Origin of the sequence: uncultured Aliivibrio sp., assembly GCF_946479765.1 — a bacterium.
Lineage (GTDB): Bacteria > Pseudomonadota > Gammaproteobacteria > Enterobacterales > Vibrionaceae > Aliivibrio.
Genome location: NZ_CAMLHO010000021.1, coordinates 39,043 through 64,256, shown reverse-complemented (window position 1 = coordinate 64,256; position 25,214 = coordinate 39,043). Strand labels below are relative to the sequence as shown.

Genomic DNA, 25,214 nt, shown 5'->3' with positions numbered 1-25,214 from the left:
TGGCTGTTTGATCATAAGCCTTTAAACCCGTCGCAATCATGCGTTTAGTTCCGTGACCAACTTCTTCACCGTTTTCAGTGAATTTAAAGTTTAACTTAACAAGACCACGTTTACCTTCAATGTCCATTGTCGCACCAGTAAATTCAACTTTTGGTGCTGTAAGATCTAAGCGAGTGAATTCTAACTCCATGCTTTGATAAATCACTAAAGGACGCTGGCAGTTAATCATCAACTGTTTTTCTTCCATTAATGGAACCATAATATGAGGGAAGTTCATTCCTGAAAATTGAACATACTGCTTAACAACATTTTCAATAAATGCAGGTTCTAAATTCTTTTCACCGCTACGGTTAACATGAAGATATTGTTTCTGGTTGTCATCAGATAAAGAATACTCACCTTCGGCTGTATGGTTAATGTGCAAAGCGGTGTCGCCTGCAACCATACCAGCAAAATCAAAATGCATTTTGTTACTAATGCCCGTTTTAGAAAGTAAAACAGCAAACAACAAGTCACCAGGAACACAAAAACGTTTAGAGTCTACGTCGTGTATCGGGTTGAAATCACTAGCTACTTTTTTAGCAAAATCACTTGCTTGTTGACGGGTGAATTCGAATGAATTATCTGTTTGTGAAAAATATTGATTTAACTGCATATATATTTGGTAAAACCTAGATAATGAAATAACTGCGGTAGTATAACCAATCTCTCACCATTTAATGGTCTATCCAGTCATAATAAAAGTAAAAACAATCATTTAAATGTGTCAAATTGTAGATAAATTGACAATTAGTTCACGATTTACTCATTATAATCTTATTAATTACATGTAAATGCAGTGATTGCTTAAATTAAGGTCACAAAATGAAATCGTTAGTGAAAGTAGGGATAATAAGTTCATCCATCATAATGAATTATTCAGCATGTGCAGCAGAAAAACAATCGGGAGATATGGCTGCTAATATTGGTTCGGTGGGCATTCCAGTGATTGCGGGTTCAATTGCTTTATATAAAGAAGATTATGATGGTTTTTGGATGTTTGCTAAAGGCGCCACTTATACTTTAGCTGCAACGCAAGCGTTGAAATATACCGTGAGAGAAGAACGACCAAATGGAGAGGATGATCTTAGCTTTCCATCTGGGCATTCATCTTCAGCTTTTCAGGGTGCGTCGTATTTACAATTTCGTTATGGTTGGGAGTATGGCTTACCCGCTTATATAGGCGCGGGTTTGGTTGGATATTCAAGAGTAGAGAATGAGCATCACTATTGGAGAGATGTTATTGCAGGTGCGGTATTAGCGACAACAATTCAATATTTAGTGACAGATAAGTACATAGATTCGAATCAAATGATGATTGTGCCAGTAATTAACCAAGATCACGTCGGAATTGCAGCATCTTTCTCATTTTGATTGGCAAAGTCACTACAAGCGAGTAAAATCAGCTCCCTTTTATCGAAGCTAGGTGTACAACAATGTTTATCGGATTTGACTATGGAACTGCCAATTGCTCAGTGGCTACCATCCAAAATAATCAAGCAAAGCTATTAAAGCTAGAAGGAGACAGCACGTTTATTCCTTCTGCGTTATGTGCGCCTACACGAGAAGCTGTTTCAGAGTATTTATTCCGTATTTGGGGTGTTCAACCAAGTTCAGACATTAATGAGCGCCTACTTCATACCGCTATTTCATTCAACCGTGAAGAAGATATTGATGTAGATGCAGAGTCGATGACCTTCGGGCAAGCAGCATTAAATACGTATATTGAAGATCCAGAAGATGTCTATTACGTAAAATCTCCAAAGTCTTTTTTAGGGGTTTCTGGTTTACGTGATGTGCAAGTGAGCTTGTTTGAAGATCTTGTTACGGCAATGATGAAAAACATCAAGAACAAGGCAGAACAAGAGCTGCAACAAGAGCTCACTTCAACAGTGATTGGCCGCCCAGTCAACTTCCAAGGCGCAGAAAGTGATGAAGCAAATAGCCAAGCTATCTCAATCCTTTCTCGTGCAGCAATGCGTGTTGGTTTTAAGAATATTGAATTTCAGTTTGAGCCAGTCGCTGCTGGTTTGGATTATGAGCAAACGCTAAACGAAGATAAAACCGTTCTTATTGTCGATATCGGTGGTGGTACAACAGACTGTTCAATGATTCAAATGGGTCCTTCATGGCGTGATTATCATGATCGCACTAAAGGGATCTTATCTCACAGTGGTTCACGTATTGGTGGTAACGACTTAGATATTCATTTAGCTCATCGTCAATTAATGCCATTATTAGGTTCTCAAAGTCGTACACACAAAGGACTTGAGTTACCAATGACACAGTTCTGGAACCCAATAGCAGTCAATAATATTGTAGCCCAGTTGGAGTTTTTTGGTTTTGCTAATCGTAAACATCTTTTACAAATGATGAACGACACTCAAGAGCCTGAAAAGCTAGCTCGTTTAATTAAGTTATACGATGAGAAACTAAGTTATAAATTACTGCGTGATGCTGAACAAACAAAAATTGCACTGTCAGAGCATTTAGAGCATGCGGTAGACTTAAGCTATTTAGATGAAGGATTATCGCTATCAATCAGTCAGTCAGATTTGATAGAAGCGATAGCTAAACCACAAGAAAACATTAACAAGCTAGTAAAAGAAGCAATTCAGCAAGCAGGTAAAACGCCAGATATTATTTATGTTACTGGTGGTTCAGCTCGTTCACCAATTTTACAAGCAGCATTGCAACGACAATTACCAAATATTGAAATTGTAGGTGGTAATTACTTTGGTTCCGTAACTGCAGGCTTAGCTCATTGGGCTAATTATTGCTTTGGTCAATAATCAGTATTTTTAGTTAATAGTTACTTTTCGAGCTGCATTGTCGCAGCTCGAATTGCATTAGGAAGAAACAATGAAAACAGCACCAACCACGATGACGTTTTTTGAGCGTTTTGAAGCCGATATTTTATCTGGTAAAAAAGTAATCACTATTCGTGATGAATCAGAAAGCGATTATGTAGTAGGGACCGAAGTTGAAGTTAGTACTTATGAAGACAATCGTCGCTTTTGTCGCTTAGCGATTAATTCTGTTGATCCCATTATGTTTGATGAACTGAACTCATATCATGCAGAGCAAGAGAATATGACGCTTGAAGAATTAAAAAACATCATCGAAGAGATTTATCCGAATAAAGGTCAACTGTACGTTATTTCATACCAATTGGTGTAAATTACGTAATATAAATACCACTAATCGCATCAATAATACCGAATGTAAAAATATTATTGCTGCGATGTCTTTCTTTCAAGGAAAATAATGGAACTATTATCTATCGACTTTCTAGGGCAGCCGTTACGCTTAGAAGGTTCAATGGCAGGGTGGCAACAAGTCTTTTGGAGTAACACATTAGTTGCTCAGCAAGCTGCATCAGCCGACCATCAAGATCATTATGTGCATGAGTTTCAGTTAAACCAAGGCGAAGAAACAATAGCTTGTCGATTAGAAGCAAAAGTCACATGGCAACCATTTTTCATTGAATACCGAGCAACCGTGGATGGTCAATTGATCGCGGAAGGCACTCGAAACACTAAAGATATTGAGCAACAAGTTCCGCATACGCCAATCAAAGCCGAGCGTAAATTCAGTTTAATCGGTATTGTTTCGCTGGGAATGAAAGCATTAAAAAGTGCGAAGCTGATAAAAGTGGTCTTAGCCTCTGCCAGTATTGCCGCCTATTCATGGTTATTTTCTATCGAATTTGCTCTATCGCTTATTGCTTGTCTGGTTTTTCATGAATATGGTCATATCCGCGCAATGAAGTATTTTGGTATGAAAACCAAAGGCATTTATTTAATTCCATTTTTGGGTGGATTAGCACTCAGTGATGAAAAGATAAATACGCGTTGGCAAGACGTGGTGATTTCTATCATGGGTCCGTTTTTTGGCTTGATATTATCGCTAGTGTTGATTGTTGTTTATTGGATAACAGGAGAGATGTTCTTTGCGGGTCTTTCTGTATTTAACGCCTTTTTAAACTTGTTTAATTTATTGCCAATATTGCCTCTAGATGGCGGGCATGTTCTTAAAAGTATTAGCTTCTCAATGAACAGTAAATTTGGTATTACCTTATGTGCATTAGCTGCGATAGGTGGCGTTATATTGAGTTACCAATTAGGACTCGCACTTTTTGGTTTTTTACTTATCATGGGTAGTTTAGAAATTGTCTTTGAATGGCGGTCTCGTCATCACAGCCACTTATTACCATTAGATAAATATGGACAAATCGTTTCAACGACATGGTATGTAGGTTTAGTTAGCTCACTTATCGGTATTATCTGGTATTTCGCTAGCAGTGGTGATGCGTTACTACAATTACCTATGCAGATTTTAGGAACTTAACCTTCCTGTTGAAAGCGAAATCAGACAGAATTGAGTAAGAAGAAAACTTATAAAAGGACGAAAGGATGTTTAAGAAATTAAAGGCGTCATTAGGTATAGGTGCCGCAAAGGTAGATACTATTTTAGAAAACCCAGAATTATTTCAGGGTGATACGTTAATTGGTACTGTTCATATCCAAGGTGGTGATATCGAACAACAAATTGATGCTATTCATTTAAAGCTTAATACTGAAATTAAAGTAGAAAATGATAACGGAACAAGTTATCAAACCTTAACGTTGTTTCATACTCAGGCTGTGACTCCATTTATGATCCAAGCTGGAGAGAAGCAAGAAATGCAATTTACCATAAAATTGCCTGATGAAACTCCAATTACAGCGCTTAATGTTCGCAATAACCATTGTGATGTTTGGGTTGAAACGGTACTGGATATTGATTTTGCTGTTGACCCAACCGATCGTGATTTATTAGTCGTTAAACCGATGCCAGTTGCTGCTGCGATTATTAATCAAATAGAACAAGCAGGGTTTGGCATGGTTAAAGCGGATGTTGAGAAAGGTTACCTAAACGGTGGACACTTCAAATCGCATTCAGGTGGATACCAAGAGATCGAATTCAGAAGTAATGGCTTCATGAATAAAAAAGAGATTGAGTTATCATTTATACTTGATGGCCAAGTCCTTCATTGCTTGGCTGAAGTGGATCGCTCGATGGGCTTTAGTCGTGGTGATCAATACGTTTCTTTTTCATTAAATCTCAATGCATCAAGTAGTGAGATTCATCATGCTGTGCAAAAGATATTACGCGTGTAATTAATGATGAGTGTAGTTAACCGCGAATATAGTTAATTAGATTTACCTTTGAACGATAAAAAGAATCGACATCATTTTTGTGATCTCGATTCTTTTTTGCATTAGGTGATTAAGAGTCGTACAATGACCAACTTGTAAGTGTTCCCGACCTTTGTGTGGTTGATTGATCCTTACATCATATATAGACAATCTATTATTTAGACTCATTAATTTTTAGCATGTGTCGCTTCGTGTGCGACACCACTGTAAAGGATAAAACATGCCTGTAATTACTCTTCCAGACGGTTCTCAACGTCAATTCGATAATGCTGTTTCTACTATGGATGTTGCTGCTGACATCGGCCCAGGTCTTGCGAAAGCTTGTATTGCTGGTCGTGTTGATGGCGTTCGTGTTGATGCATGTGATTTAATTGAAAATGACGCACAACTTGAAATCATCACAGCAAAAGATGAAGACGGTTTAGAAATCATTCGTCACTCTTGTGCGCACCTTTTAGGTCACGCAGTTAAGCAGCTTTTCCCAGAAGCTAAAATGGCGATTGGTCCAACTATTGATAACGGTTTTTACTACGATATCGATATGGAGCACTCTTTAACGCAAGACGATCTTGATAAGATTGAAAAGCGAATGAAAGATCTTGCTAAAACCAAGTATCAAGTAATCAAGAAGAACGTAAGCTGGCAAGAAGCTCGCGATGCATTCGATGCTCGTGGCGAAACTTACAAAATTGCAATCCTTGACGAGAACGTTTCTAAAGACGACCGTCCAGGTTTATATCATCATGAAGAATACATCGACATGTGTCGTGGTCCTCACGTTCCTAACATGAGCTTCTGCCAGAACTTTAAAATTTTGAGCGTAGCGGGTGCATATTGGCGTGGCAACAGCGACAACAAAATGCTGCAACGTATCTACGGCACTGCATTCCAAGATAAGAAACTGCTTAAAGCACACCTTATCCGCCTAGAAGAAGCAGCAAAGCGTGATCACCGTAAAATTGGTAAGCATCTTGATTTGTTCCATATGCAGCAAGAAGCTCCGGGTATGGTTTTCTGGCACCACAACGGTTGGACTATTTTCCGTGAGCTAGAAGTTTTTGTTCGTGAAAAACTAACTGAATACGATTACCAAGAAGTAAAAGGCCCATTAATGATGGACCGTGTACTTTGGGAGCGTTCAGGTCACTGGGACAAATACGCAGAAGCTATGTTCACTACAAGCTCTGAGAACCGTGAATACGCGATTAAGCCAATGAACTGCCCAGGTCACGTTCAAATCTTTAACCAAGGTCTGAAGTCATACCGTGATTTACCACTGCGTATGGCTGAGTTCGGTGCGTGTCATCGTAACGAACCATCAGGCGCACTACACGGCATAATGCGAGTTCGTGGCTTTACTCAAGATGATGCTCATATCTTCTGTACTGAAGCTCAAGTACAAGATGAAGTGAAATCATGTATTGAGATGGTTTACGATACATACACGACATTTGGTTTTGAAAACATTGTTGTTAAATTGTCTACACGTCCTGAACAACGTGTTGGTTCTGACGAAATGTGGGACAAAGCAGAAGCAGATTTAATCCTTGCTCTAGAGTCGATGGAAATCGCTTATGAGATTCAAGAGGGTGAAGGTGCGTTCTACGGACCGAAAATTGAATTTACTTTGCATGATTGTCTGGACCGTGCGTGGCAATGTGGTACAGTGCAGCTAGATTTTGCATTACCAGAGCGTTTAGGGGCAACTTACGTAGGTGAAGATAACGAACGTCACACACCAGTGATGATTCACCGCGCGATTTTAGGTTCGCTTGAGCGTTTCATCGGTATCCTAATTGAAGACTACGCAGGCTTTTTCCCTACATGGTTGGCGCCAGAACAAGCGATTGTGATGGGCATTACAGACAAACAAGCCGATTATGTACAAGAAATTGCAAAAAAACTGCAAAAAAATGGATTTAGAGTCAAAGCGGACTTGAGAAATGAGAAGATTGGCTTTAAAATCAGGGAACATACTTTGAAACGTGTTCCGTACATGCTTGTTTGTGGTGACCAGGAAATGGAAGCTGGCGAAATAGCAGTACGTACTCGTAAAGGTAAAGATTTGGGTAAATTTAAAATTGATGATTTTGTTGCATTCCTGCAACAAGAAGTTAGTACCCGAACGCTCAATACTGTGGAGGAATAAGGTATTAAAGGCGGAAAAAGAGCCCAACAGCCGGCAAAACAAAATGCTCATCGTCTAAACGGTGAAATTATTGGCGTTAAAGAAGTGCGCCTTACAGGTCTAGATGGCGAGTCAGTTGGTGTCGTTTCACTAAATGAAGCGTTAGACGTTGCACTTGAAGCAGGTGTCGATCTAGTTGAAATCAGCCCGAATGCCGAGCCACCAGTCTGTCGTGTGATGGACTATGGCAAATTCCTCTTCGAGAAGGCCAAGGCTGCTAAAGAACAGAAGAAAAAACAGAAACAGGTCCAAACTAAAGAAATCAAATTTAGACCTGGGACAGATATTGGAGACTATCAGGTAAAACTACGCAACCTGACTGGTTTCCTTGAAGAAGGCAACAAAGTGAAGGTAACAATTCGCTTCCGTGGCCGAGAAATGGCTCACCAAAACATCGGTGTTGACGTTCTTAATCGTTTGAAAGCGGATACTGAAGAATTTGCAGTAGTCGAATCATTTCCAACGAGAATTGAAGGTCGCCAGATGATTATGGTGTTAGCCCCTAAGAAGAAGTAATTTAGCGCATTCAAGTAGTAAAGTGGGGTAGCTGCTCGCAGTTATCCTGTTTTATTCGCCTAATTACTATATGTTTAATCACGCAACAATGCGGAGTTATATTCATCATGCCTAAGATGAAATCAAACAAAGGTGCTTCTAAGCGTTTTAAGAAAACTGCTGGTGGTATCAAATTTAAGCACGCTACGAAACGTCACATCCTGACTAAACGTACGACTAAAAACAAGCGTCAGCTTCGTCCTAACTCTCTACTTGCAAAGTGTGAAGTAGCAGCAGTTTTACGTATGCTTCCATACGCATAATTTTTAGTTAATTTATTATATTTAGTTTAGGAGAGACACAATGCCTCGCGTAAAACGTGGTGTACAAGCTCGTGCACGTCATAAGAAAGTACTGAAACAAGCTAAAGGTTATTACGGAGCACGTTCACGTGTTTATCGTGTAGCTTTCCAGGCAGTTACTAAAGCAGGACAATATGCTTACCGTGACCGTCGTAACAAAAAGCGTGTTTTCCGTCAACTTTGGATCGCTCGTATCAATGCTGCTGCTCGTCAGAACGGCCTATCTTACAGCCGTTTCATTAACGGCCTTAAGAAAGCATCTATTGAAATCGATCGTAAGATCCTAGCTGATATCGCTGTATTCGACAAAGTAGCATTTGCTGCTCTTGTTGCTAAAGCGAACGCTGCTCTTTAATTAGAACAGTTTCAAGGCTTTAAGACTAAACAAGGAGAGCTCTAGCTCTCCTTTTTTTATGCCTGTAATTTATGATTATTTAAATGATTTATTTCGTCGTGTACAGATACTGATTTAAATTGGTATTGCTTATCAAGACAACATCATTAAGCGGCATAGACGACAGGAAACTTATACATAGGATGCGCCTGTATCATCGTTTTGTGACCATACACATCTTTAATTATCTCTATTGTAATTGCCTCCCAAGGTGTCCCATCCACTTGCAGTTTTCCATCTTTTAATACAATCACTCTATCTGAATATTGAGCGGCTAAATTCAAATCATGTAATTCCACCACTGCGGCTAAGAAAGCCTGATCTTGTGCAAAACGACCAGCACCATTTGCACTAACACCGCGCGTATATTTTAATGCATCTTGAATGTCAGTTGGCATTGTTTGTTCGATATCAGCAGCCGTTACTTTAGAAATCGAGATCGATACATCCTTAATATTTTGATCTGTTCGAGTCGCCGAAACAACGACTTCATCAAATATGGTTCTGTTTGCATTAGAGAAGGTTTCTGCGTAAATATTGGGTGAAAGAGCCGTTAAGATAGAATCGGCCAAAAGTATTTTTTGTTCTAACGCCCGAAAATTTGAGGTAAATAAAAGAGATAATGAGTCAGTGAGAGGGGAGTTAGCTCTGTGTGAGGAGGCAATTGGTTAATAAAAGCACTTTATTTCTATTAGATTGATTATTTTATCCAATTCAGTTTGGATTTAGCGCTGTGATTTATTACTATGTGCTGATATGTATTTTACTCGCAACGGATACCACCAATAAGTGGATGAGGAAACGATGCAACATCTAGACGAGATCATTGCCAATGCAACGGCAGAAATTGAACAAGCAGGCTCTTTAGTCGCTCTGGACGAAGTCCGTGTTCAATACTTAGGTAAAAAAGGGCATTTGACACTTCAGCTTCAAGGTCTAGGTAAACTAGATCCGACAGAGCGTCGTGAAGCAGGTCAACTGATCAATAAAGCAAAGCAAGCGGTTCAAACGTTATTAGTTGAACGTAAAGACTCTCTTCAAACTGCAGAGCTTGAAGCGAAACTTGCTGCTGAAACTATCGATGTAAGCCTTCCAGGCCGTCGTATCGAGAACGGTGGTTTACACCCAGTTACTCGTACCGTTGAGCGTATTGAGCAATTCTTTGGTGAATTAGGTTTCAGCACAGAATCTGGCCCTGAAATCGAAGATGCATTCCATAACTTCGATGCACTAAATATTGCAGACGATCACCCAGCACGTACTGACCATGATACGTTCTTCTTTAACCCTGATTTAATGCTACGTACGCACACGTCAGGTGTTCAGATCCGTACAATGGAAAATGGCAAACCACCATTCCGTTTCATCGCTCCGGGCCGTGTTTACCGTAACGATTACGATCAAACTCACACACCAATGTTCCACCAAGTGGAAGGTATGTTAGTTGATGAGAACGTAAACTTTGCACAACTTAAAGGTATTCTTCACGATTTCCTTTGTAATTTCTTTGAAGAAGAAGTTGAAGTGCGTTTCCGTCCTTCATTCTTCCCATTCACAGAACCTTCTGCTGAAGTTGATGTGAAGCGTAAAGATGGCAAATGGCTAGAAGTATTAGGTTGTGGCATGGTTCACCCTAACGTACTTCGCTCTGTTGGCATCGACCCTGAAAAATACTCAGGCTTTGCGTTTGGTATGGGTGTTGAGCGTCTAACTATGCTTCGTTACGGCGTAAATGACCTTCGTGCGTTCTTCGAGAACGACCTTCGTTTCCTTAAACAATTCAAGTAATTCGGGGCTAGAAATTTATGAAATTCAGTGAATCTTGGCTACGCGAGTGGGTTAAACCTGCTATTAACAGCGAAGAGCTAGCTCACCAAATCACAATGGCTGGTTTGGAAGTTGATGAAGTTGCACCTGTTGCTGGTGAGTTTACCGGCGTTAAAGTAGGTAAAGTGGTTGAGTGTGGTCAACACCCAGACGCAGACAAACTTCGTGTAACTAAAATTGATATCGGCGAAGAAGAGCTTTTAGACATCGTTTGTGGTGCATCTAACTGTCGTCTTGGTCTAACGGTTGCAGTTGCAACGGTTGGTGCTGTACTTCCTGGTGACTTTAAAATTAAGAAAGCAAAACTACGTGGTGTTCCATCACACGGTATGCTTTGTTCTTTCTCTGAGCTAGGTATTGATGTTGAATCTGACGGTATTTTAGAATTACCAGAAGGCTCTACATTAGGTATGGACGTGCGTGAGCTTCTTGAGCTTAACGATGTTGCTATCGATGTTGACCTAACAGCAAACCGCGCTGACTGTTTCAGCATTCGTGGTTTAGCTCGTGAAGTCGGTGTTCTTAACCGTGCAGACGTAGTTGAACCAACGATTGAAGCAGTAGCGACAAGCATCGAAGATACCGTTTCTATTGACGTTAAAGCAACTGAAGCGTGTCCACGTTACCTTGGTCGTGTTATCAAGAACGTAAACGCAAAAGCGGAAACGCCAATTTGGATGCAAGAGAAACTGCGTCGTTGTGGTATTCGTTCAATTGATGCGATTGTAGATATCACAAACTACGTAATGCTTGAGCAAGGCCAACCAATGCACGCGTTTGATCTATCTAAGATCGACGGCGGCATTGTGGTTCGTATGGCTGAACAAGATGAGAAATTAACTCTTCTTGATGGCAACGAAGCAAAACTAAACAGCAATACACTTGTGATTGCTGACCAAAACAAAGTACTTGCAATTGCAGGTATCTTTGGTGGTAAAGAATCAGGTGTAACGTCTGAAACAACAGATATTATGCTTGAGTGTGCGTTCTTCGCACCAGATCACATCCGTGGTCGTGCTCGTGCATACGGTCTACACACGGATTCATCTCTACGTTTTGAACGTGGTGTTGACTCTACATTACAAGCAACAGCGATGGAGCGTGCAACACAGCTTCTTGTTGAACTTTGTGGTGGTGAAGTTGCGCCTATTTCTGCGGCTGAATCTGAAGCAGATCTTCCAAAAGAAAGCACCGTTGAATTACGTCGCAGTAAACTAGACGGTCTATTAGGTCATCACATCCCATCAACAGATGTGGTTGAGATCCTCACTCGTCTAGGTTGTGCAGTTGAAAGCACTGACACAGGTTGGACAGCAACATCTCCATCATGGCGTTTTGATATTGCAATCGAGCAAGACCTAATTGAAGAAGTAGGTCGTATCTACGGTTACAATAACATTCCAAACCAAGCACCTGTTGCTGCACTAAACATGAACGATCACAAAGAAGCAAACCAACCGCTTAAGCGTGTTCGTGATCTTCTTGTTGACCGCGGTTACCACGAAGCAATTACCTACAGCTTCGTAGAGCCTGAGCAACAAAAATTGATCGTGCCTGAGATTGAGCCGTTAATTCTGCCATTCCCAATTTCAGCAGACATGTCAGCGATGCGTCTAAGCCTATGGACTGGTTTGATCAACACAGTTGTTCATAACCAAAAACGTCAACAACCACGCGTTCGTTTATTCGAATCTGGTTTACGTTTTATTCCTGAAGAATCAGCAGAAAACGGTATGCGTCAAGAAATGATGCTTGCTGGTATCATCGCTGGTACTCGTGGTGAAGAACACTGGGATATCGCAACAAACACAGTTGATTTCTTCGACCTTAAAGGCGATTTAGAAGCCGTTCTTGAACTAACTGCTAACGAATTAGCGTATGAGTTTAAAGCAGCACAACACCCAGCACTTCACCCAGGTCAAACAGCAGCTATCGTTGTTGGCGGAAAAGAAGTTGGTTTCATTGGTACAGTACACCCAGAGTTAGAGCGCAAGTTTGGCTTGAACGGTCGTACAATCATGTTTGAAATCGAGTGGGATGCAATCAACACTCGCGTTATCCCTGAAGCGGCAGCAGTATCTAAGTTCCCTGCAAACCGTCGTGATATCGCAATCGTTGCAGATGAAGCAATTGCTTCTGGTGACATCGTTGCTGAATGTTTAGCATCAGGTGGCGAGCTATTAACTAGCGCGAAATTGTTTGATGTTTATCGCGGTCAAGGCGTTGAAGACGGTAAGAAGAGTCTTGCAATCGCACTGACACTTCAATCTATTGAACGTACACTAGAAGAGGCTGACATTACTTCAGCTGTTGACGCGATTGTTGCGGCAATTGGTGAGAAGTTCTCAGCAACACTGCGTGACTAATTAGCTCTTTTTAGCTAAATAGAACAATAAAGATCCAGTATTGATGTAATTCAATGCTGGATTTTTTTTTACCTAAATATAGTTTTTTTATTGAGATGCCCTCAAGTATCAAAAATCATGGATGAATACTTAACCGTTAATGACCGTATCAAATGAGAAGAGTGCAATGCAATTGCAGTATATAATTCTGAAACAGAGCAAAGCATATGTATTTGAATAAGGTGAAGCCTGATACTGTCGATAGCTAAGTTCTTCACAATCAACTAGATGGCTTATTTTTAATTTTATTAATAACAATCTGGCAGCGATCACTGATTTATATACAGATGAATAACCCAAAATTTATTCATTTACTAGTGATATATTTCAAATCAATGACTTAGCATAGGTCGATATAAGATATCTTAGCGTAATTAGCTTATAAGTTTGATCGCTATCTCATAAATAGATCATGATTTTTAAGAAAAAAGTTGGCGAAAATCAGTCGGTTGGCATACACTGTCAAGAGTTGAGCGAATGTTAAGTCATTGTTCTAACTGTTCAGTTTTCAGTTACAGTAAATACTGTAACTCTGTCTAACGTAACTTGAGGGTAGTTTTTATGGCACTCACTAAAGCTGATTTGGCTGAGACCTTATTTGAAAAAGTTGGATTAAGTAAACGCGACGCCAAGGAAACGGTAGAAGTATTTTTCGAAGAGATTAAGCAAGCTCTAGAGAGTGGCGAGCAAGTAAAATTATCTGGATTTGGTAATTTTGACCTACGCGAAAAGAGTGAGCGACCTGGACGTAACCCAAAAACTGGGGAAGATATTCCGATTTCTGCACGTCGCGTGGTAACATTCAAACCGGGTCAGAAACTGAAAGCTCGTGTTGAAGATTTACCAGTAGAAAAATAATCTTGCCATCTTTGGCTAAAGATAATGAAAGCTGTATAGCAGATATCCTGTTGTACAGCTTTTTTATTATCTGCATCTTGGCGTTACTGGGCATAGTAATAGGGTTAGGATATAGTAAGAGGGTTAGCTCACACAGTTGTTCTTAAAATGTTAATTTAGCATGGCTTAAATGGTACAGTTTTTTGGTTGAATATTTTACCAAGGAAGATAAGTACCAATGGATCATATTTCATTTATTCAAAATACCTTAGATTTGTCTGCTCCTATAAACAAAAAAACGTGGCTTCTTGAGAATGGCACTCGAGTTATCCAACACAGCCGTGGGGTTGTAGAGTTTGTCCCCAAATTAGTTAATTTCCCCCAATGTGCCGCCGTATTATCCTCAGGTATTCATGGTAATGAAACATCGCCGATAGAATTGCTTGATGCGATTATTGACGATATTCAAAGCGGTGAATTGTCACTGTCACATCCATGTCTATTTATCTATGGGCATCCAGCTGCAACTCATCAAGATACTCGTTTTATTGATACCAACTTAAATCGTTTATTTAGTCATCATCAAACCCCCAATGACAGCATTTCAGAAATTGCATTAGCGAATCGTTTGATGAAAAGTGTGGATGCTTTTTTTACTAAGCACAATACAGAAGAAAAGTGGCACTTAGATTTGCATTGCGCCATTCGCTCATCTCAGCACTACACCTTTGCGATACACCCATATAATCATCACTATAAACGTTCAGAACTATTATTAGATTTTCTATCTCGCAGTCATATAGAAGCGTGTTTATTTTCAGATGCGCCCGCATCCACATTCAGTTGGTACAGTGCCGAGCATTATGGCGCACATGCTGCTACCGTCGAGTTAGGTAAAGTATCAAAAATGGGAGAAAATGACTTATCTCTACTTTCTGATTTCGACCAACAATTAAGAGCATTAATTAGCAATGCCGATTTTTTTGATATAGAAAAAGACAGTTCATCTTTGGTTGAGTATCAAGTCACCCGCAGTATTATGAAGCAGAGTGATCAGTTTGCTTTTCATTTCCCAAGTGATCTCGCTAACTTTACGTTATTTACCGAAAACGAGCTACTCGCTACCGATGGTGAGGTGGAATATGCAGCACAAACAGGAGGGGAGAGTGTCGTATTCCCAAATGCGAAAGTAGAGAAGGGTCATCGAGCATGTTTATTAGTTCAGAAAATAGAAAAAACTAAGACTCAATAGAGTGAATAGTGAGATTTAGTCATTGAGTGCTTTACCCCATTAATTGAATTGCTATGATGATGAAAACAAAATAAAAGGACATAACCATGACTGCACCAAGTTGGGATCTTTCTATCGCCTTTCAATCACTTGATGATCCAAAGCTCACCGAGACAATTGGTTCTATTGAGCAGCGAATTACTGCCTTTTCAGTCTCTGAAGTGATTCTTGATGTGACTCATCTACAACAAGCCATTCTTGAAAAAGAATCAATATCGGTACAGTTAGCAACAGTCGCTAGCTATGGTAATTGTATTGCTTCTGTAGATGCCTCAAACGCACAAGCCAAAGCCTTAGTAAACCAGATGACAAAGCTATCTTCTGATCTATCTCAAGCGTTCAGCCCCTATCTAGATGCGATTGTGAATGCACCAGAAGTCCTGTTTGAAGAGGTATTGACACTGAATGAGGATCTTGCCGCTCAGAGATTTTTATTAGAAGAAGAAAGAAAATTGGTTGCAGCACGTTTAAGCGTGAAAGAAGAGCAACTATTATCAGCCATGAGTGTCGATGGTAAGAATGCGTGGGGTCGTTTGTATGACAACATTACTGGTTCAATGAAAGTGACACTGCAACTTTCTGATGGCACTGATGAAACAATAGGATTATCACAAGCCGCCAGTATTCTTTATGGCAGTGATATGCTTCGCAGAGAGCCTGCGTGGCGTGCCATTCAATTAGCGATGAAGCAAAACCAAGAGAGCTTTTCTGCCATTTTAAATGCGCTCTCTGGTTGGCGTTTAACTGAATACCAAAAGCGAAGCTCAGCCGCCCCTGTACATTTTCTTGAGCCAAGCTTACATGGCAGTCGAATTGAACAAGCGACGCTAGATAGCATGATGTCAGTAGCGAAGAAGAATCGTTCAGTAGGGCAAAAAGCCGGACGTTTAATGGCAAAAATGTTTGGAACAGAAAAGCTAACCCCGTGGGATCAACAGGCGTCTATGCCACCGTTAGTGGGTGACGCATCGAGCTACAGTTTTGATGAAGCCATTATTATCATTAAAGAAGCATTTGCAGGTGTTTCACAAGAGATGGCTGATTTTGTTGATCTCATGGTGACGAATGGTTGGATTGATGCCGCGCCACAAGAAACCAAACGTCTTGGTGCGTATTGTACAAAGTTCGCAGATTCTCGTACGCCATTAGTCTTTATGACATGGGGCAATAGTATGTCAGATGTGCTTACGTTAACACATGAACTAGGTCACGCTTTCCATAACTGGGTAATGCGAGATATGCCATTGTGTACAACTAAGTATCCAATGACATTGGCTGAAACAGCGTCGATCTTTGCTGAAAATGTCGTACGTGATGCGCTGCTTGCTAAAGCAAAAACCAAAGAAGATAAAATCGAAATGCTGTGGGAGGAATTATCTTCGGCATTAGCATTAACCATTAATATCCCAGTGCGTTATGAGTTTGAAAAAGCATTTTATGAACAACGTGCAACTAAAGAATTAGGCCCAGAGCAGCTGTCTGATTTGATGAGTAAAACGTGGAGTGAATGGTATGGTGATGCAATGTCAGAATCAGATCCTCTGTTTTGGGCAAGCAAACTGCATTTCAGCATTCCAGAAGTAAGCTTCTATAACTATCCATACTTGTTTGGTTACTTATTCAGTATTGGTGTTTATGCACAGCGAGAAGCAAAAGGTGAACATTTCTATAGTGATTACGTAAGTTTACTGCGTGATACTGGCTCTATGCGAGCTGAAGAGGTGGTGCAAAAGCACTTACAGATGGATTTGACAGAAGAGGCTTTTTGGCAACAGAGCTTAGATAGAGTGAGCCAACAAATTGATGAGTTTGAACGATTAATTGGCTAGTTTTAAACTAGAGTCCAACGAACAATATAATCGAAAATAATAAAAATGCGCCTCACTGATAAACAGCAGAAGCGCTTTTTTTTATATCTATTAAACAGGCGTGTTTATTAGATAATTATTGTGTGTGAGCTAGATTAGTCACGGAAGTTCGTGAACTGGAAAGGTTGACCAAAGTCACCTTCACGTACAAACGCCATCGCCGCTTGAAGATCATCACGGTTCTTACCAGTAATGCGAAGTTGTTCACCTTGAATTGCCGCTTGAACTTTAATTTTTGATGCTTTGAGCTCTTTTACTAATTTTTTAGCAATCAGCGTATCAACACCTTGCTTAAAGTCGATATCTTGGTAAAAGTTCTTACCAGAGTGAACGGCATTTTTGACTTCCATTGAACGAGCATCAACACCACGTTTTGCAAGATTACCACGTAAAATATCGACTAACTGAGACAGTTGGAAGTCATCTTCCGCTTTAATCTTGATATTTTCGCCTTTTAATTCAAAGCTTGCATCAACGCCACGAAAATCGAAACGAGTAGCTAATTCACGAGTAGCATTATCTACCGCATTTTTTAGTTCAACATTATCAACTTCAGAAACGATATCAAAAGCAGGCATAGTTTTTAATCCTTAAATTAACGAGATGTTTTAATTGTATTTGATAACATGTCTAACATAGTCACGGTATCTTCCCAGCTTAGGCATGGGTCAGTAATTGACTTACCATAAGTTAGGTTAGTTAAATCAGTCATTGGTTGGTTACCTTCAACAATAAAGCTTTCAGCCATAATACCAACGACTTTATTACTGCCAGACTCGATTTGAGCACAAATATTTTTGGCTACATCAAGCTGACGGCGGTGTTGTTTCTCACAGTTCGCATGGCTGAAATCAACAATCAGGTGAGGTAGTAAACCTACATCATCCAAGCGCTGACACGCATCCGTTACTGAATCAATATCATAGTTTGGTTTATCACTGCCACCACGAAGAATAACATGACCAAATGGGTTACCCGCAGTGCGGTATACCGTCATACGGCCTTGTTTATCTGGAGAATAGAAGAAGTGTGAGGCTTTCGCTGCACGGATCGCATCCATCGCAATTTGCGTATTGCCATTTGTTCCGTTTTTAAAGCCAACAGGACAAGATAGGGCAGATGCCATTTCACGGTGAATTTGAGATTCAGTCGTACGAGCACCAATAGCGCCCCAGGTAATTAAATCTGAAATATATTGGCCCGTGATCATATCTAAAAACTCAGTCGCAGTTGCTAAACCTAGTTTGTTGATATCAAGCAACAATTTACGTGCTTTATGCAAGCCCGTTTCAAGCGCATAGCTACCATCTAAATTAGGATCAGTAATTAACCCTTTCCAACCCACAATAGTACGTGGTTTTTCAAAATAAGTACGCATAACAATGAAAAGTTCATTTTTATACTGATCTTGAATATTGGCTAAGCGTTGCGCGTAATCTAATGCAGCTGCTGTATCATGAACAGAGCATGGGCCCACAATCACTAAAAGACGTTTATCTTTGCCAGTTAAAATAGCTTCAACCTGTGCGCGAGATTGCTCAATATGCTCAGCAACATCGTCGGTAATAGGGTAAGCGGTCGTTAGCTCAGCAGGCGTTGGCATTGGGCCTAAAGGCTGAGTACGAAGTTCATCTGTTTGAAATGGCATAGTTTCGCCTGTTAATTCTTTAATACACCTCAATAAGATAACGGAAAATTCAAAGGGATGAAACCCAAAACTTAATAGAGATAAAGAAGTGAGCGTATAAAGTTACATTATTGTATCTTTTAGACTTGAGTTGTTGCCCGCGAATAGGTATGTTCACATAAATAACATTTAATAATGAAACCAAATCAATGAGTTCATTGGAGCAAGCATGACTGATACTATTTTACCAACGCTGACACGCATGGCGAGTTTGCCTTCTTATCAATCTAAAACAGACTCAGAAGCATCATTGCATGTTTCTATTGCAGGGTTAATTCAAGAGCATTTATTTTATCATCCTAAAGCGGTGATTAAAGCCCCTATAATGAGCGATATTGATGCACAAAGTTTTGCGCTAATTATTGACGGTGCAGTAGATGGAAAAGCGCATTTTGTTGATACCTTAACAGAGGTGATTTTAGCCGCGACAAATGAAGCAACAAAAGAGATCAAAATATCGTTCTCTGATGCAGACAGTGCCGCATTTGCAGGGTTACTTGCCGGTCAACTTGAAACCACAGAAGCAAATCCAGCAATGGGTGTTCGTGGTGTGACTCGTTTTGCCTCTGAGGCAAGCTCTGAGCAATTTGCCCTTGAGTGTGCTGTGATTAAAAAAGTAATGGCAGCAACCACGGCCAGTGTACAACTCGTAGTGCCATTCGTACGTAATTTAAGTGATGCAGCAACCATTATTGACCGCTTAGCCATCTACGGCTTACCGCGTGGCTTAAATGGCCTTAAAGTGCATTTTGTTTGTGATGTACCAGCCGCCGCGTTAATGGCAGATAAATTACTTCAGTATTTTGATGGCATGATAATCAATGTAGATACGTTAACGCAGTTTACCTTAGGGGTAGATAAGCAAAATGAAGCGTTAGAGCATCACTTTGATCCACAAAATGAAGCGGTTCTACATCTTGTAGGTCAGGCGATTCAATCAGCGAAAAAAGCCAATAAGCCAGTAGTCACAACAATTGACGAATTAGCGCAAAACCCTCGTATTCAAGAGTTATTAGATCAGCTAAGCGCAACGGATGTAGTCGTTACCGCGTAACAATACATCAATGTGAATAGTTACAACTAGAGTCTAGTTAATGACTCAAACAAAAACGCCTTTAGATTGCATTATCTAAAGGCGTTTTTTATTTGAATCTATTTATCAATCGCAATCTTTTCAATATCGATAATTTTTGAACGGTTAACAATAATTTTCCAACGATGAAGTCGAGTACTGTAGTCATCCATGGTTTCTCGTACAATCAAATTGATTAAGTGACGCTTCTCTACCGATTCTTTAGTGACTTGGCCATCATTTAATTGATAAATCTTTTGAGAGCCTTTTTCCATTAAACGAGCAATAGGGCGCAGATCAATCAGCATGGTTTCACGAGTTTGTTCATAACCACTCATAAACTTAGTGATTGCCATTTTTGTTTGGCTCTTATACGAAAGAATAACTTCTTCACGCTGTACTACACGATGCTTACGCAGTTTCTGAATATCAGAATCTAATTCAGAAAACGTCATGTAATCAAGCCATTCTAGTTTTCTACCGACATAGGTGTTCGAGGTTGGGTCAAAATAGCGTTTACGCCACTTAGGTTGACCTTTGCGTATCCAGCGCCACATAACATCACGTAAGTCATCTTTAAATACCTCTCGCATGGCATAAATAAATGAAACCGCAAAAATGAAAGAGGCGGTAATCTCACCCAAAAACCCACGAGCTTGTATCACCATTAAAGAAACGAAGATCATAACGACTGCCGTTGCGCCACCTTTTACCACTCGTTTAATGTGTTTACCCAGCGCTAAGTTCCTCTCTTTAAGCACGATAGGAAACTCGATTAAACGACGTAATAGGCGCATCTTATTCGACATTCGAGTCATGTCTTCACGTGCTTTACCTGAGTTATAGCTTTTATCAAGACGGTGCAGAGCTTCTTGCTCACAAATATCAACAAGACGTTCTTTAACTAGTTTGTATTCTTCATTTCTTGGCATATGAGCAAGTAAAGAGAGAAAGCGTTGCTCTGTATACCAAGATAAATAGTTATCAATGTTGGCGTAATAACGCTTTAACGTATCATCATAAGGCACGTTACGACGTAATCTTCTTAGGATATCGATAGCGAGATCTATTGCATCATCTACTTCTTGATGAGTGATTTCTTCACGAGACGTATCATTAAGTTGCTGTACTGACTTTTCTAACGCCAGTGCATATTGATAAGCATATAGACTTAAACTTAAGCGATATTGTTCAGTAGACAGACGGCCACGTTGAGCAAGACGAGAGTGCACAAGAGGGAGGTGATTTTTATCACTGAAATACGTACGTTGGCTCTGAATGGAGTTGTAATAAAACTCAGATTCAGAAACCATGTCTTTGTTCAACCCAAGCTCACCAGGAACAAAAAGAAACATCTCCAGTTCGTGCTGCTTAGATTCTTCAACAATATGTGAGATCTTTAGTGATAAGCCATCTTTCTTACCAACTGTAATCACAGGAAATTCCTATAAAAATGGTAATTCATAAAGCAAGCATATCAGAGTTCAGGTATAATCGACGAGTATTTTATTTAGGAATTGAAGTAATGATTAAAATTGGTCAAATCAACAAATTAGAAGTAACAAAAACCGTAGATTTTGGTGTCTTTTTAGATGGCGGAGATTATGGTTCTATTCTTCTTCCAAGTCGTTTTGTTCCAGAAGGCACAGCAGTCGGTGAAGCGCTTGATGTGTTTATTTATCTTGATTCAGAAAATGAAGTGGTAGCCTCTACAGAAACACCAAAAGCGCAAGTAGGCCAGTTTGGTTTAATGAACGTGATTGGCACCAACAGCATTGGTGCCTTTGTAGATTGGGGTATCGCTAAAAAAGACTTATTGGTTCCATTCAGTGAGCAACGTGGCCGCTTAGATGAAGGCCAAACCATCCTTGTGTATGTATACATCGATAAAGCGTCTAGCCGTATTGTAGGGACTACTCGTTTTAACAAATGGTTAGATAACACGCCTGCTAATTATGAGAGAGGCCAACAGGTTGATATCTTAATTGCAGAACGCACAGATCTTGGCTACAAAGCCGTTATCAATGGCGAGCATTGGGGTTTGATCTTCCACTCTGATGTATTTGGTAAGCTTTTCATTGGTAAGCAACTAAAAGCCTTTATTGCTGAAATGCGTGAAGACGGCAAAATTTCACTGTCTTTACAGCGTCCAGGTGTGGCTCGTATGGATGAGTTAAGTGAGAAAGTAATCGCAACACTAGAGAAAAAAGAAGGTTTTTTGCCTCTAAGTGATAAGTCAACGCCAGAAGCTATCTTTGCTGAGTTCAGAACAAGTAAAGGAACCTTCAAAAAGACGATTGGCGGTCTATATAAAGCAGGAAAAATTACCATTGAAAAAGATGGTATTCATCTAGTAGCGACTCAAGCAGAGTAAGTGACTAGATAATTGCCCTAAAAAAATAGCCCGTAACGATTCCTAGTTACGGGCTTAGGGAAATGACTCTAAGAATGAGCCTTGCGCTAATAAATGGAGAACATTACTTTATTGAGCGTAGTACAGCACCATCACTTGTCCAGTTTCCTCTTTCTATCTCTTACTTTATTTTCTAAACGCTACAATTCACGATAATGAGTGATCTTATCTCGTCCTGTATTTTTTGAATGGGACAGCGCTTTAGCTGCTTGCTCTATCACATCATCTAACAATACATTCGGTTTATTTATTGTTGCTATTCCCGCACTTAAAGTGATTTTTTCATGCTGCGTATTATATTTATCGATTTGATGGCGTACTTCTTCAGTAAAAGTAATGACTTTATTGGTATCACTTTCATTAATAAAGATAATAAACTCCTCACCACCATATCGTGCAGCTAAAGTATTTGGGTATTGTGAAAGCGCTTTCCCAACAATGGCAATGATTTTATCCCCAACAACATGCCCGTAGCTATCATTAATACGCTTAAAGAAATCAATATCTAATAAGATAATAGAGTAGGGCGAAAAAAACGTGGGTTGATGTTTATCACTGATTAATTTAGTGGTTTGTTGATGAAAAGCTCTACGATTTAATAACCCCGTTAGATAGTCGCAATTAAGAACGTTAGCGAGTTTTTTATTCCGATGGCTAAGCAAAAGTAAAAGAATGATGATGAGCGTTGTTAAGCTGGCGATCAATGTTATCAAACTATAAAATAATGTATTCGTTGGGTGATTAAGTTCATCACGTGAAATACCCGAGACAATGACCCAATCTAAATAAGGGTAATAGACATACAATACGTCTTTTTGATACGTATTGTTATCTATTGTTATTTGGTAGCTGTAGTCTTCAACTCTTGCACTATGCGTTGTCGTTTTAGATGAGCCGTTCACCAAGTTCATGTGTAAGTTATAACTATTGGCGGATTGTTGGATCTTGCTTAATAAGCCATCCGCATTTTCACCAATCAAGCTGCGTATGTTTTCACCTTCATAACTAGGGTGAAGGATAAGCTCGCCACTTAAATTTATCACATAGACATAGCCAGTTTTTCCATATTGATATTTATTTAATTTGCCTTTTAATATGGCTTTATCGATGAAGTGCAGAAACTCATTTTTATAAGCACTGGCTGAGATAATAAAATCAAGTTCTTCTATATGAATAGAGTAGGCCAGTTTTTTACGTGGTTTTTCTTCACCAGGATTAGTCCAAAGGTACTCTACAAAGTGATTGTCATTATCAATCTGTTCTTGAATATGACGATATTCATTCAAGTTTCGACCTTGAAAAATAGGATGGAATAGAAGATCACCTTTAGTATTTAGTATGTATGTATAGCCACTGTCTCCTATCTTACTGGAGTTTATATAGTCCTGAATAAGAGCGTTTTTTTGCTCTTTTGTTAGGGTGTCAGAGTTTTCAATTTTAGAAATAAACTCAGTGGAGGTGGAGGCAATACCTCTTAAATATCGCTTGATCGATTCGTTTAACGCGGTATCCACAATATCATAGCTGGCTTCTATCGAGTTGTTGAAGGATTGAAATGAAGAGGTGTGGATCGCCTTCTCTACTGATTGAAAGCTCTGGATGCTAAATGTCAAAGAAGTGATTGCTATTCCAACTAATAATATAATGAGAATAGATTGCAAAATGAAGAATCGTTGGAAACGAGTATGGGGCATAAATAAGTCCTTTTAACAGTATGTGTGATTCTATTTTAAAAGACGCTCTCAAGCAAGTTGTTCTGGTTTTATACTGTTTGCACATAAAATAGCCAAACGATTGATAATCATAAAAAAAGGCTTGCAGAGATAAAAAGAACTCGATATTATCTATCCCGTTCTCAAGGAGAAGTTAATTACTTCCCGGTTAACGATTTGCCCGCTTAGCTCAGTTGGTTAGAGTACTTGCATGACATGCAAGGTGTCACTGGTTCGAGTCCAGTAGCGGGCACCACATTATACGAAAGAGCCCACCTAGTGTGGGCTTTTTTGTGCCTGTAATTCCTGCCTAATTAAACATTTAGCTATTCTTTGTCTATTTCTGTTTTGTGAGATTTATTATTTGAAGCAACACCGTAAGTAACCTTTTATCAATCACATATTTTCGGTGTTACTTCAGCAATTTAAATAACTAAAAAATATTTTTGTCGAAACGTGCGGTTAATTGATGAACTTCCGGTTCTTTTTTGAGTAGCCCTTCATCTTGTGTTGTTCCCATACGACGTAAGTAATAATGTACTAAAGCTTTACGAGTTGTGATTTCTAACTCTTTATTTTCCATAGCATAATCGTCAGCAACGATACATTGTTGTTTTTCAGATAAGTAGGGATTAGGTGTAATAGTTAACTTAACTTGGTGATTCCAATCATCATCATATTCTCGTGTATTTGGTGATTTATCCATTAAGTCAGGTTCATTCCTAAAGCGGCTTAATACGAAGTCGCGATAACTACTTCTATCTTCACAAAATGCTCTCACATGCCATCTAATACCATCATAGACCAAGGTATGAGGGGCAATTATACGGCCTCGAACTTCAGGTGTAGAAAGCGACACGTAATCAATATCGATGCGAAGATTAGCCCTTGCGGCAGCAATTAAACTTCGAACGATTTTTGGTGATATAGCCCTTTCAGGAACATTTAATACTGTCGATTGAGCTTCCCCCCAATTAAAGAATTCAAATGTTTCTTCTTGATTATACTGTTGATGAAGCATCATAAGATATTCATGAGCAGTACCTTGAGTAAATAGAGGCTTAAAGCTATCTGCTGGCCTGTAACCCTTAATTGTCCTATCTAGTATCAATTGATCTTGGCCTGTAAGACTAATGTATTTATTGATATCTCTAGAAGCCTGTTGGCGGCCTATATGAAAAGCGTCACAAAGGTGATTTGTTGTCAGCCGACCTTCCCATTGAGCGATAATTTCAATTAGTCGAAATCTTACTTGTTGGTCCCATTTAATATCTACTTTAATCATGTTCCTGCTCACAAATGTTACATGTTAATGCGTACAGTATATACATGTACACAAAAAGTACATATATTTATTGTGGATATTGATTGGATTGTTTCAGAGTATGACTTAGATTGACCTACTCAGCTCACTGGTGATAGC

The 25,214-nt window shown here is 39.5% G+C and carries 23 protein-coding genes and 1 tRNA gene; 17 read left to right on the top strand and 7 right to left on the bottom strand.

What is annotated here, in order from left to right; translation table 11 throughout:
• On the bottom strand, positions 1–655 hold a 655-nt coding region (locus Q1K78_RS09900), incomplete at its 3' end, for a DUF3581 domain-containing protein (RefSeq protein ID WP_300177596.1).
• Between the two features lie 209 nt (positions 656–864).
• On the opposite strand from Q1K78_RS09900, the gene Q1K78_RS09895 reads away from it, so the two are divergent.
• From Q1K78_RS09895 to rplT, 9 genes are all read left to right on the top strand, one after another.
• Positions 865–1,413 carry a phosphatase PAP2 family protein gene (locus Q1K78_RS09895; RefSeq protein ID WP_300177593.1) on the top strand — a complete coding sequence of 183 codons (549 nt, stop codon included), beginning with the start codon at positions 865–867 and terminating at the stop codon, positions 1,411–1,413.
• 62 nt (positions 1,414–1,475) lie between these two features.
• Positions 1,476–2,831 carry a molecular chaperone gene (gene yegD / locus Q1K78_RS09890; RefSeq protein WP_300177591.1) on the top strand — a complete coding sequence of 452 codons (1,356 nt, stop codon included), beginning with the start codon at positions 1,476–1,478 and terminating at the stop codon, positions 2,829–2,831.
• Positions 2,832–2,901: 70 nt separating this feature from the next.
• Entirely contained in the window at positions 2,902–3,219 is a 318-nt protein-coding gene (gene yqfB / locus Q1K78_RS09885) for a N(4)-acetylcytidine aminohydrolase (protein WP_300177589.1), read from the top strand.
• 87 nt (positions 3,220–3,306) lie between these two features.
• Entirely contained in the window at positions 3,307–4,389 is a 1,083-nt protein-coding gene (locus tag Q1K78_RS09880) for a site-2 protease family protein (protein WP_300177586.1), read from the top strand.
• Between the two features lie 65 nt (positions 4,390–4,454).
• Positions 4,455–5,201 (top strand): sporulation protein, encoded by a 747-nt coding sequence (locus Q1K78_RS09875; protein ID WP_300177583.1) that lies wholly within the window; start codon positions 4,455–4,457, stop codon positions 5,199–5,201.
• 259 nt (positions 5,202–5,460) lie between these two features.
• Positions 5,461–7,389, top strand: a complete 1,929-nt coding sequence (thrS, locus tag Q1K78_RS09870; RefSeq protein ID WP_300177580.1) for a threonine--tRNA ligase — start codon at positions 5,461–5,463, stop codon at positions 7,387–7,389.
• Positions 7,390–7,392: 3 nt separating this feature from the next.
• Positions 7,393–7,944, top strand: coding sequence for a translation initiation factor IF-3 (gene infC / locus Q1K78_RS09865; protein ID WP_083190274.1), 552 nt, complete (start codon positions 7,393–7,395; stop codon positions 7,942–7,944).
• Between the two features lie 107 nt (positions 7,945–8,051).
• On the top strand, positions 8,052–8,246 hold the full coding sequence (gene rpmI, locus Q1K78_RS09860; protein ID WP_012550352.1) for a 50S ribosomal protein L35: 195 nt from the start codon (positions 8,052–8,054) through the stop codon (positions 8,244–8,246).
• Positions 8,247–8,286: 40 nt separating this feature from the next.
• On the top strand, positions 8,287–8,640 hold the full coding sequence (gene rplT / locus Q1K78_RS09855; protein WP_012550351.1) for a 50S ribosomal protein L20: 354 nt from the start codon (positions 8,287–8,289) through the stop codon (positions 8,638–8,640).
• A gap of 146 nt (positions 8,641–8,786) precedes the next feature.
• Here the strand turns inward: rplT and Q1K78_RS09850 are convergent, their stop codons facing one another.
• Positions 8,787–9,251, bottom strand: coding sequence for a TonB-dependent receptor plug domain-containing protein (locus tag Q1K78_RS09850; RefSeq protein ID WP_366899804.1), 465 nt, complete (start codon positions 9,249–9,251; stop codon positions 8,787–8,789).
• A gap of 232 nt (positions 9,252–9,483) precedes the next feature.
• On the opposite strand from Q1K78_RS09850, the gene pheS reads away from it, so the two are divergent.
• The 5 genes from pheS to Q1K78_RS09825 all read left to right on the top strand — a co-directional run bounded on the left by pheS (position 9,484) and on the right by Q1K78_RS09825 (position 16,868).
• The gene (gene pheS, locus Q1K78_RS09845; protein ID WP_300177574.1) at positions 9,484–10,467 is read left to right on the top strand and encodes a phenylalanine--tRNA ligase subunit alpha; all 984 of its coding nucleotides are present in this window, start codon (positions 9,484–9,486) and stop codon (positions 10,465–10,467) included.
• 17 nt (positions 10,468–10,484) lie between these two features.
• Positions 10,485–12,872 carry a phenylalanine--tRNA ligase subunit beta gene (pheT, locus tag Q1K78_RS09840; RefSeq protein WP_300177571.1) on the top strand — a complete coding sequence of 796 codons (2,388 nt, stop codon included), beginning with the start codon at positions 10,485–10,487 and terminating at the stop codon, positions 12,870–12,872.
• Between the two features lie 600 nt (positions 12,873–13,472).
• Positions 13,473–13,769 (top strand): integration host factor subunit alpha, encoded by a 297-nt coding sequence (ihfA, locus tag Q1K78_RS09835; RefSeq protein ID WP_012550336.1) that lies wholly within the window; start codon positions 13,473–13,475, stop codon positions 13,767–13,769.
• Between the two features lie 217 nt (positions 13,770–13,986).
• Positions 13,987–15,000, top strand: coding sequence for a succinylglutamate desuccinylase (locus tag Q1K78_RS09830; protein WP_300177558.1), 1,014 nt, complete (start codon positions 13,987–13,989; stop codon positions 14,998–15,000).
• Positions 15,001–15,086: 86 nt separating this feature from the next.
• Entirely contained in the window at positions 15,087–16,868 is a 1,782-nt protein-coding gene (locus tag Q1K78_RS09825) for a M3 family oligoendopeptidase (RefSeq protein ID WP_300177555.1), read from the top strand.
• A gap of 134 nt (positions 16,869–17,002) precedes the next feature.
• Here Q1K78_RS09825 and Q1K78_RS09820 read toward each other — a convergent pair whose 3' ends face one another.
• Positions 17,003–17,485 (bottom strand): YajQ family cyclic di-GMP-binding protein, encoded by a 483-nt coding sequence (locus Q1K78_RS09820; RefSeq protein WP_300177552.1) that lies wholly within the window; start codon positions 17,483–17,485, stop codon positions 17,003–17,005.
• A 17-nt stretch (positions 17,486–17,502) separates the two neighbouring features.
• On the bottom strand, positions 17,503–18,555 hold the full coding sequence (locus Q1K78_RS09815; RefSeq protein ID WP_300177549.1) for a 3-deoxy-7-phosphoheptulonate synthase: 1,053 nt from the start codon (positions 18,553–18,555) through the stop codon (positions 17,503–17,505).
• Between the two features lie 208 nt (positions 18,556–18,763).
• Between Q1K78_RS09815 and Q1K78_RS09810 the strand changes: the two genes are divergently transcribed.
• Complete coding sequence (locus tag Q1K78_RS09810) at positions 18,764–19,648, top strand: putative PEP-binding protein (RefSeq protein WP_300177546.1); 885 nt, start codon at positions 18,764–18,766, stop codon at positions 19,646–19,648.
• A gap of 98 nt (positions 19,649–19,746) precedes the next feature.
• On the opposite strand, the gene Q1K78_RS09805 is transcribed toward Q1K78_RS09810, so the two are convergent.
• Positions 19,747–21,102, bottom strand: coding sequence for a hypothetical protein (locus Q1K78_RS09805; RefSeq protein ID WP_300177543.1), 1,356 nt, complete (start codon positions 21,100–21,102; stop codon positions 19,747–19,749).
• Between the two features lie 89 nt (positions 21,103–21,191).
• Between Q1K78_RS09805 and Q1K78_RS09800 the strand changes: the two genes are divergently transcribed.
• Complete coding sequence (locus Q1K78_RS09800) at positions 21,192–22,040, top strand: S1-like domain-containing RNA-binding protein (protein ID WP_300177540.1); 849 nt, start codon at positions 21,192–21,194, stop codon at positions 22,038–22,040.
• A 179-nt stretch (positions 22,041–22,219) separates the two neighbouring features.
• On the opposite strand, the gene Q1K78_RS09795 is transcribed toward Q1K78_RS09800, so the two are convergent.
• Positions 22,220–23,773 (bottom strand): diguanylate cyclase, encoded by a 1,554-nt coding sequence (locus Q1K78_RS09795; RefSeq protein WP_300177537.1) that lies wholly within the window; start codon positions 23,771–23,773, stop codon positions 22,220–22,222.
• A 197-nt stretch (positions 23,774–23,970) separates the two neighbouring features.
• Between Q1K78_RS09795 and Q1K78_RS09790 the strand changes: the two genes are divergently transcribed.
• Positions 23,971–24,047: transfer RNA gene (locus tag Q1K78_RS09790), tRNA-Val, on the top strand.
• A 177-nt stretch (positions 24,048–24,224) separates the two neighbouring features.
• On the opposite strand, the gene Q1K78_RS09785 is transcribed toward Q1K78_RS09790, so the two are convergent.
• Entirely contained in the window at positions 24,225–25,076 is an 852-nt protein-coding gene (locus Q1K78_RS09785; RefSeq protein ID WP_300177534.1) for a WYL domain-containing protein, read from the bottom strand.
• Positions 25,077–25,214: the final 138 nt, after the last annotated feature.

Coding starts and splice junctions, on each gene's coding strand:
- Q1K78_RS09895 (WP_300177593.1), top strand. CDS start 865: ATGAAATCGTTAGTGAAAGTAGGGATAATAAGTTCATCCATCATAATG.
- yegD (WP_300177591.1), top strand. CDS start 1,476: ATGTTTATCGGATTTGACTATGGAACTGCCAATTGCTCAGTGGCTACC.
- yqfB (WP_300177589.1), top strand. CDS start 2,902: ATGAAAACAGCACCAACCACGATGACGTTTTTTGAGCGTTTTGAAGCC.
- Q1K78_RS09880 (WP_300177586.1), top strand. CDS start 3,307: ATGGAACTATTATCTATCGACTTTCTAGGGCAGCCGTTACGCTTAGAA.
- Q1K78_RS09875 (WP_300177583.1), top strand. CDS start 4,455: ATGTTTAAGAAATTAAAGGCGTCATTAGGTATAGGTGCCGCAAAGGTA.
- thrS (WP_300177580.1), top strand. CDS start 5,461: ATGCCTGTAATTACTCTTCCAGACGGTTCTCAACGTCAATTCGATAAT.
- rpmI (WP_012550352.1), top strand. CDS start 8,052: ATGCCTAAGATGAAATCAAACAAAGGTGCTTCTAAGCGTTTTAAGAAA.
- rplT (WP_012550351.1), top strand. CDS start 8,287: ATGCCTCGCGTAAAACGTGGTGTACAAGCTCGTGCACGTCATAAGAAA.
- pheS (WP_300177574.1), top strand. CDS start 9,484: ATGCAACATCTAGACGAGATCATTGCCAATGCAACGGCAGAAATTGAA.
- pheT (WP_300177571.1), top strand. CDS start 10,485: ATGAAATTCAGTGAATCTTGGCTACGCGAGTGGGTTAAACCTGCTATT.
- ihfA (WP_012550336.1), top strand. CDS start 13,473: ATGGCACTCACTAAAGCTGATTTGGCTGAGACCTTATTTGAAAAAGTT.
- Q1K78_RS09830 (WP_300177558.1), top strand. CDS start 13,987: ATGGATCATATTTCATTTATTCAAAATACCTTAGATTTGTCTGCTCCT.
- Q1K78_RS09825 (WP_300177555.1), top strand. CDS start 15,087: ATGACTGCACCAAGTTGGGATCTTTCTATCGCCTTTCAATCACTTGAT.
- Q1K78_RS09820 (WP_300177552.1), bottom strand. CDS start 17,485: ATGCCTGCTTTTGATATCGTTTCTGAAGTTGATAATGTTGAACTAAAA.
- Q1K78_RS09815 (WP_300177549.1), bottom strand. CDS start 18,555: ATGCCATTTCAAACAGATGAACTTCGTACTCAGCCTTTAGGCCCAATG.
- Q1K78_RS09810 (WP_300177546.1), top strand. CDS start 18,764: ATGACTGATACTATTTTACCAACGCTGACACGCATGGCGAGTTTGCCT.
- Q1K78_RS09800 (WP_300177540.1), top strand. CDS start 21,192: ATGATTAAAATTGGTCAAATCAACAAATTAGAAGTAACAAAAACCGTA.
- Q1K78_RS09795 (WP_300177537.1), bottom strand. CDS start 23,773: ATGCCCCATACTCGTTTCCAACGATTCTTCATTTTGCAATCTATTCTC.
- Q1K78_RS09785 (WP_300177534.1), bottom strand. CDS start 25,076: ATGATTAAAGTAGATATTAAATGGGACCAACAAGTAAGATTTCGACTA.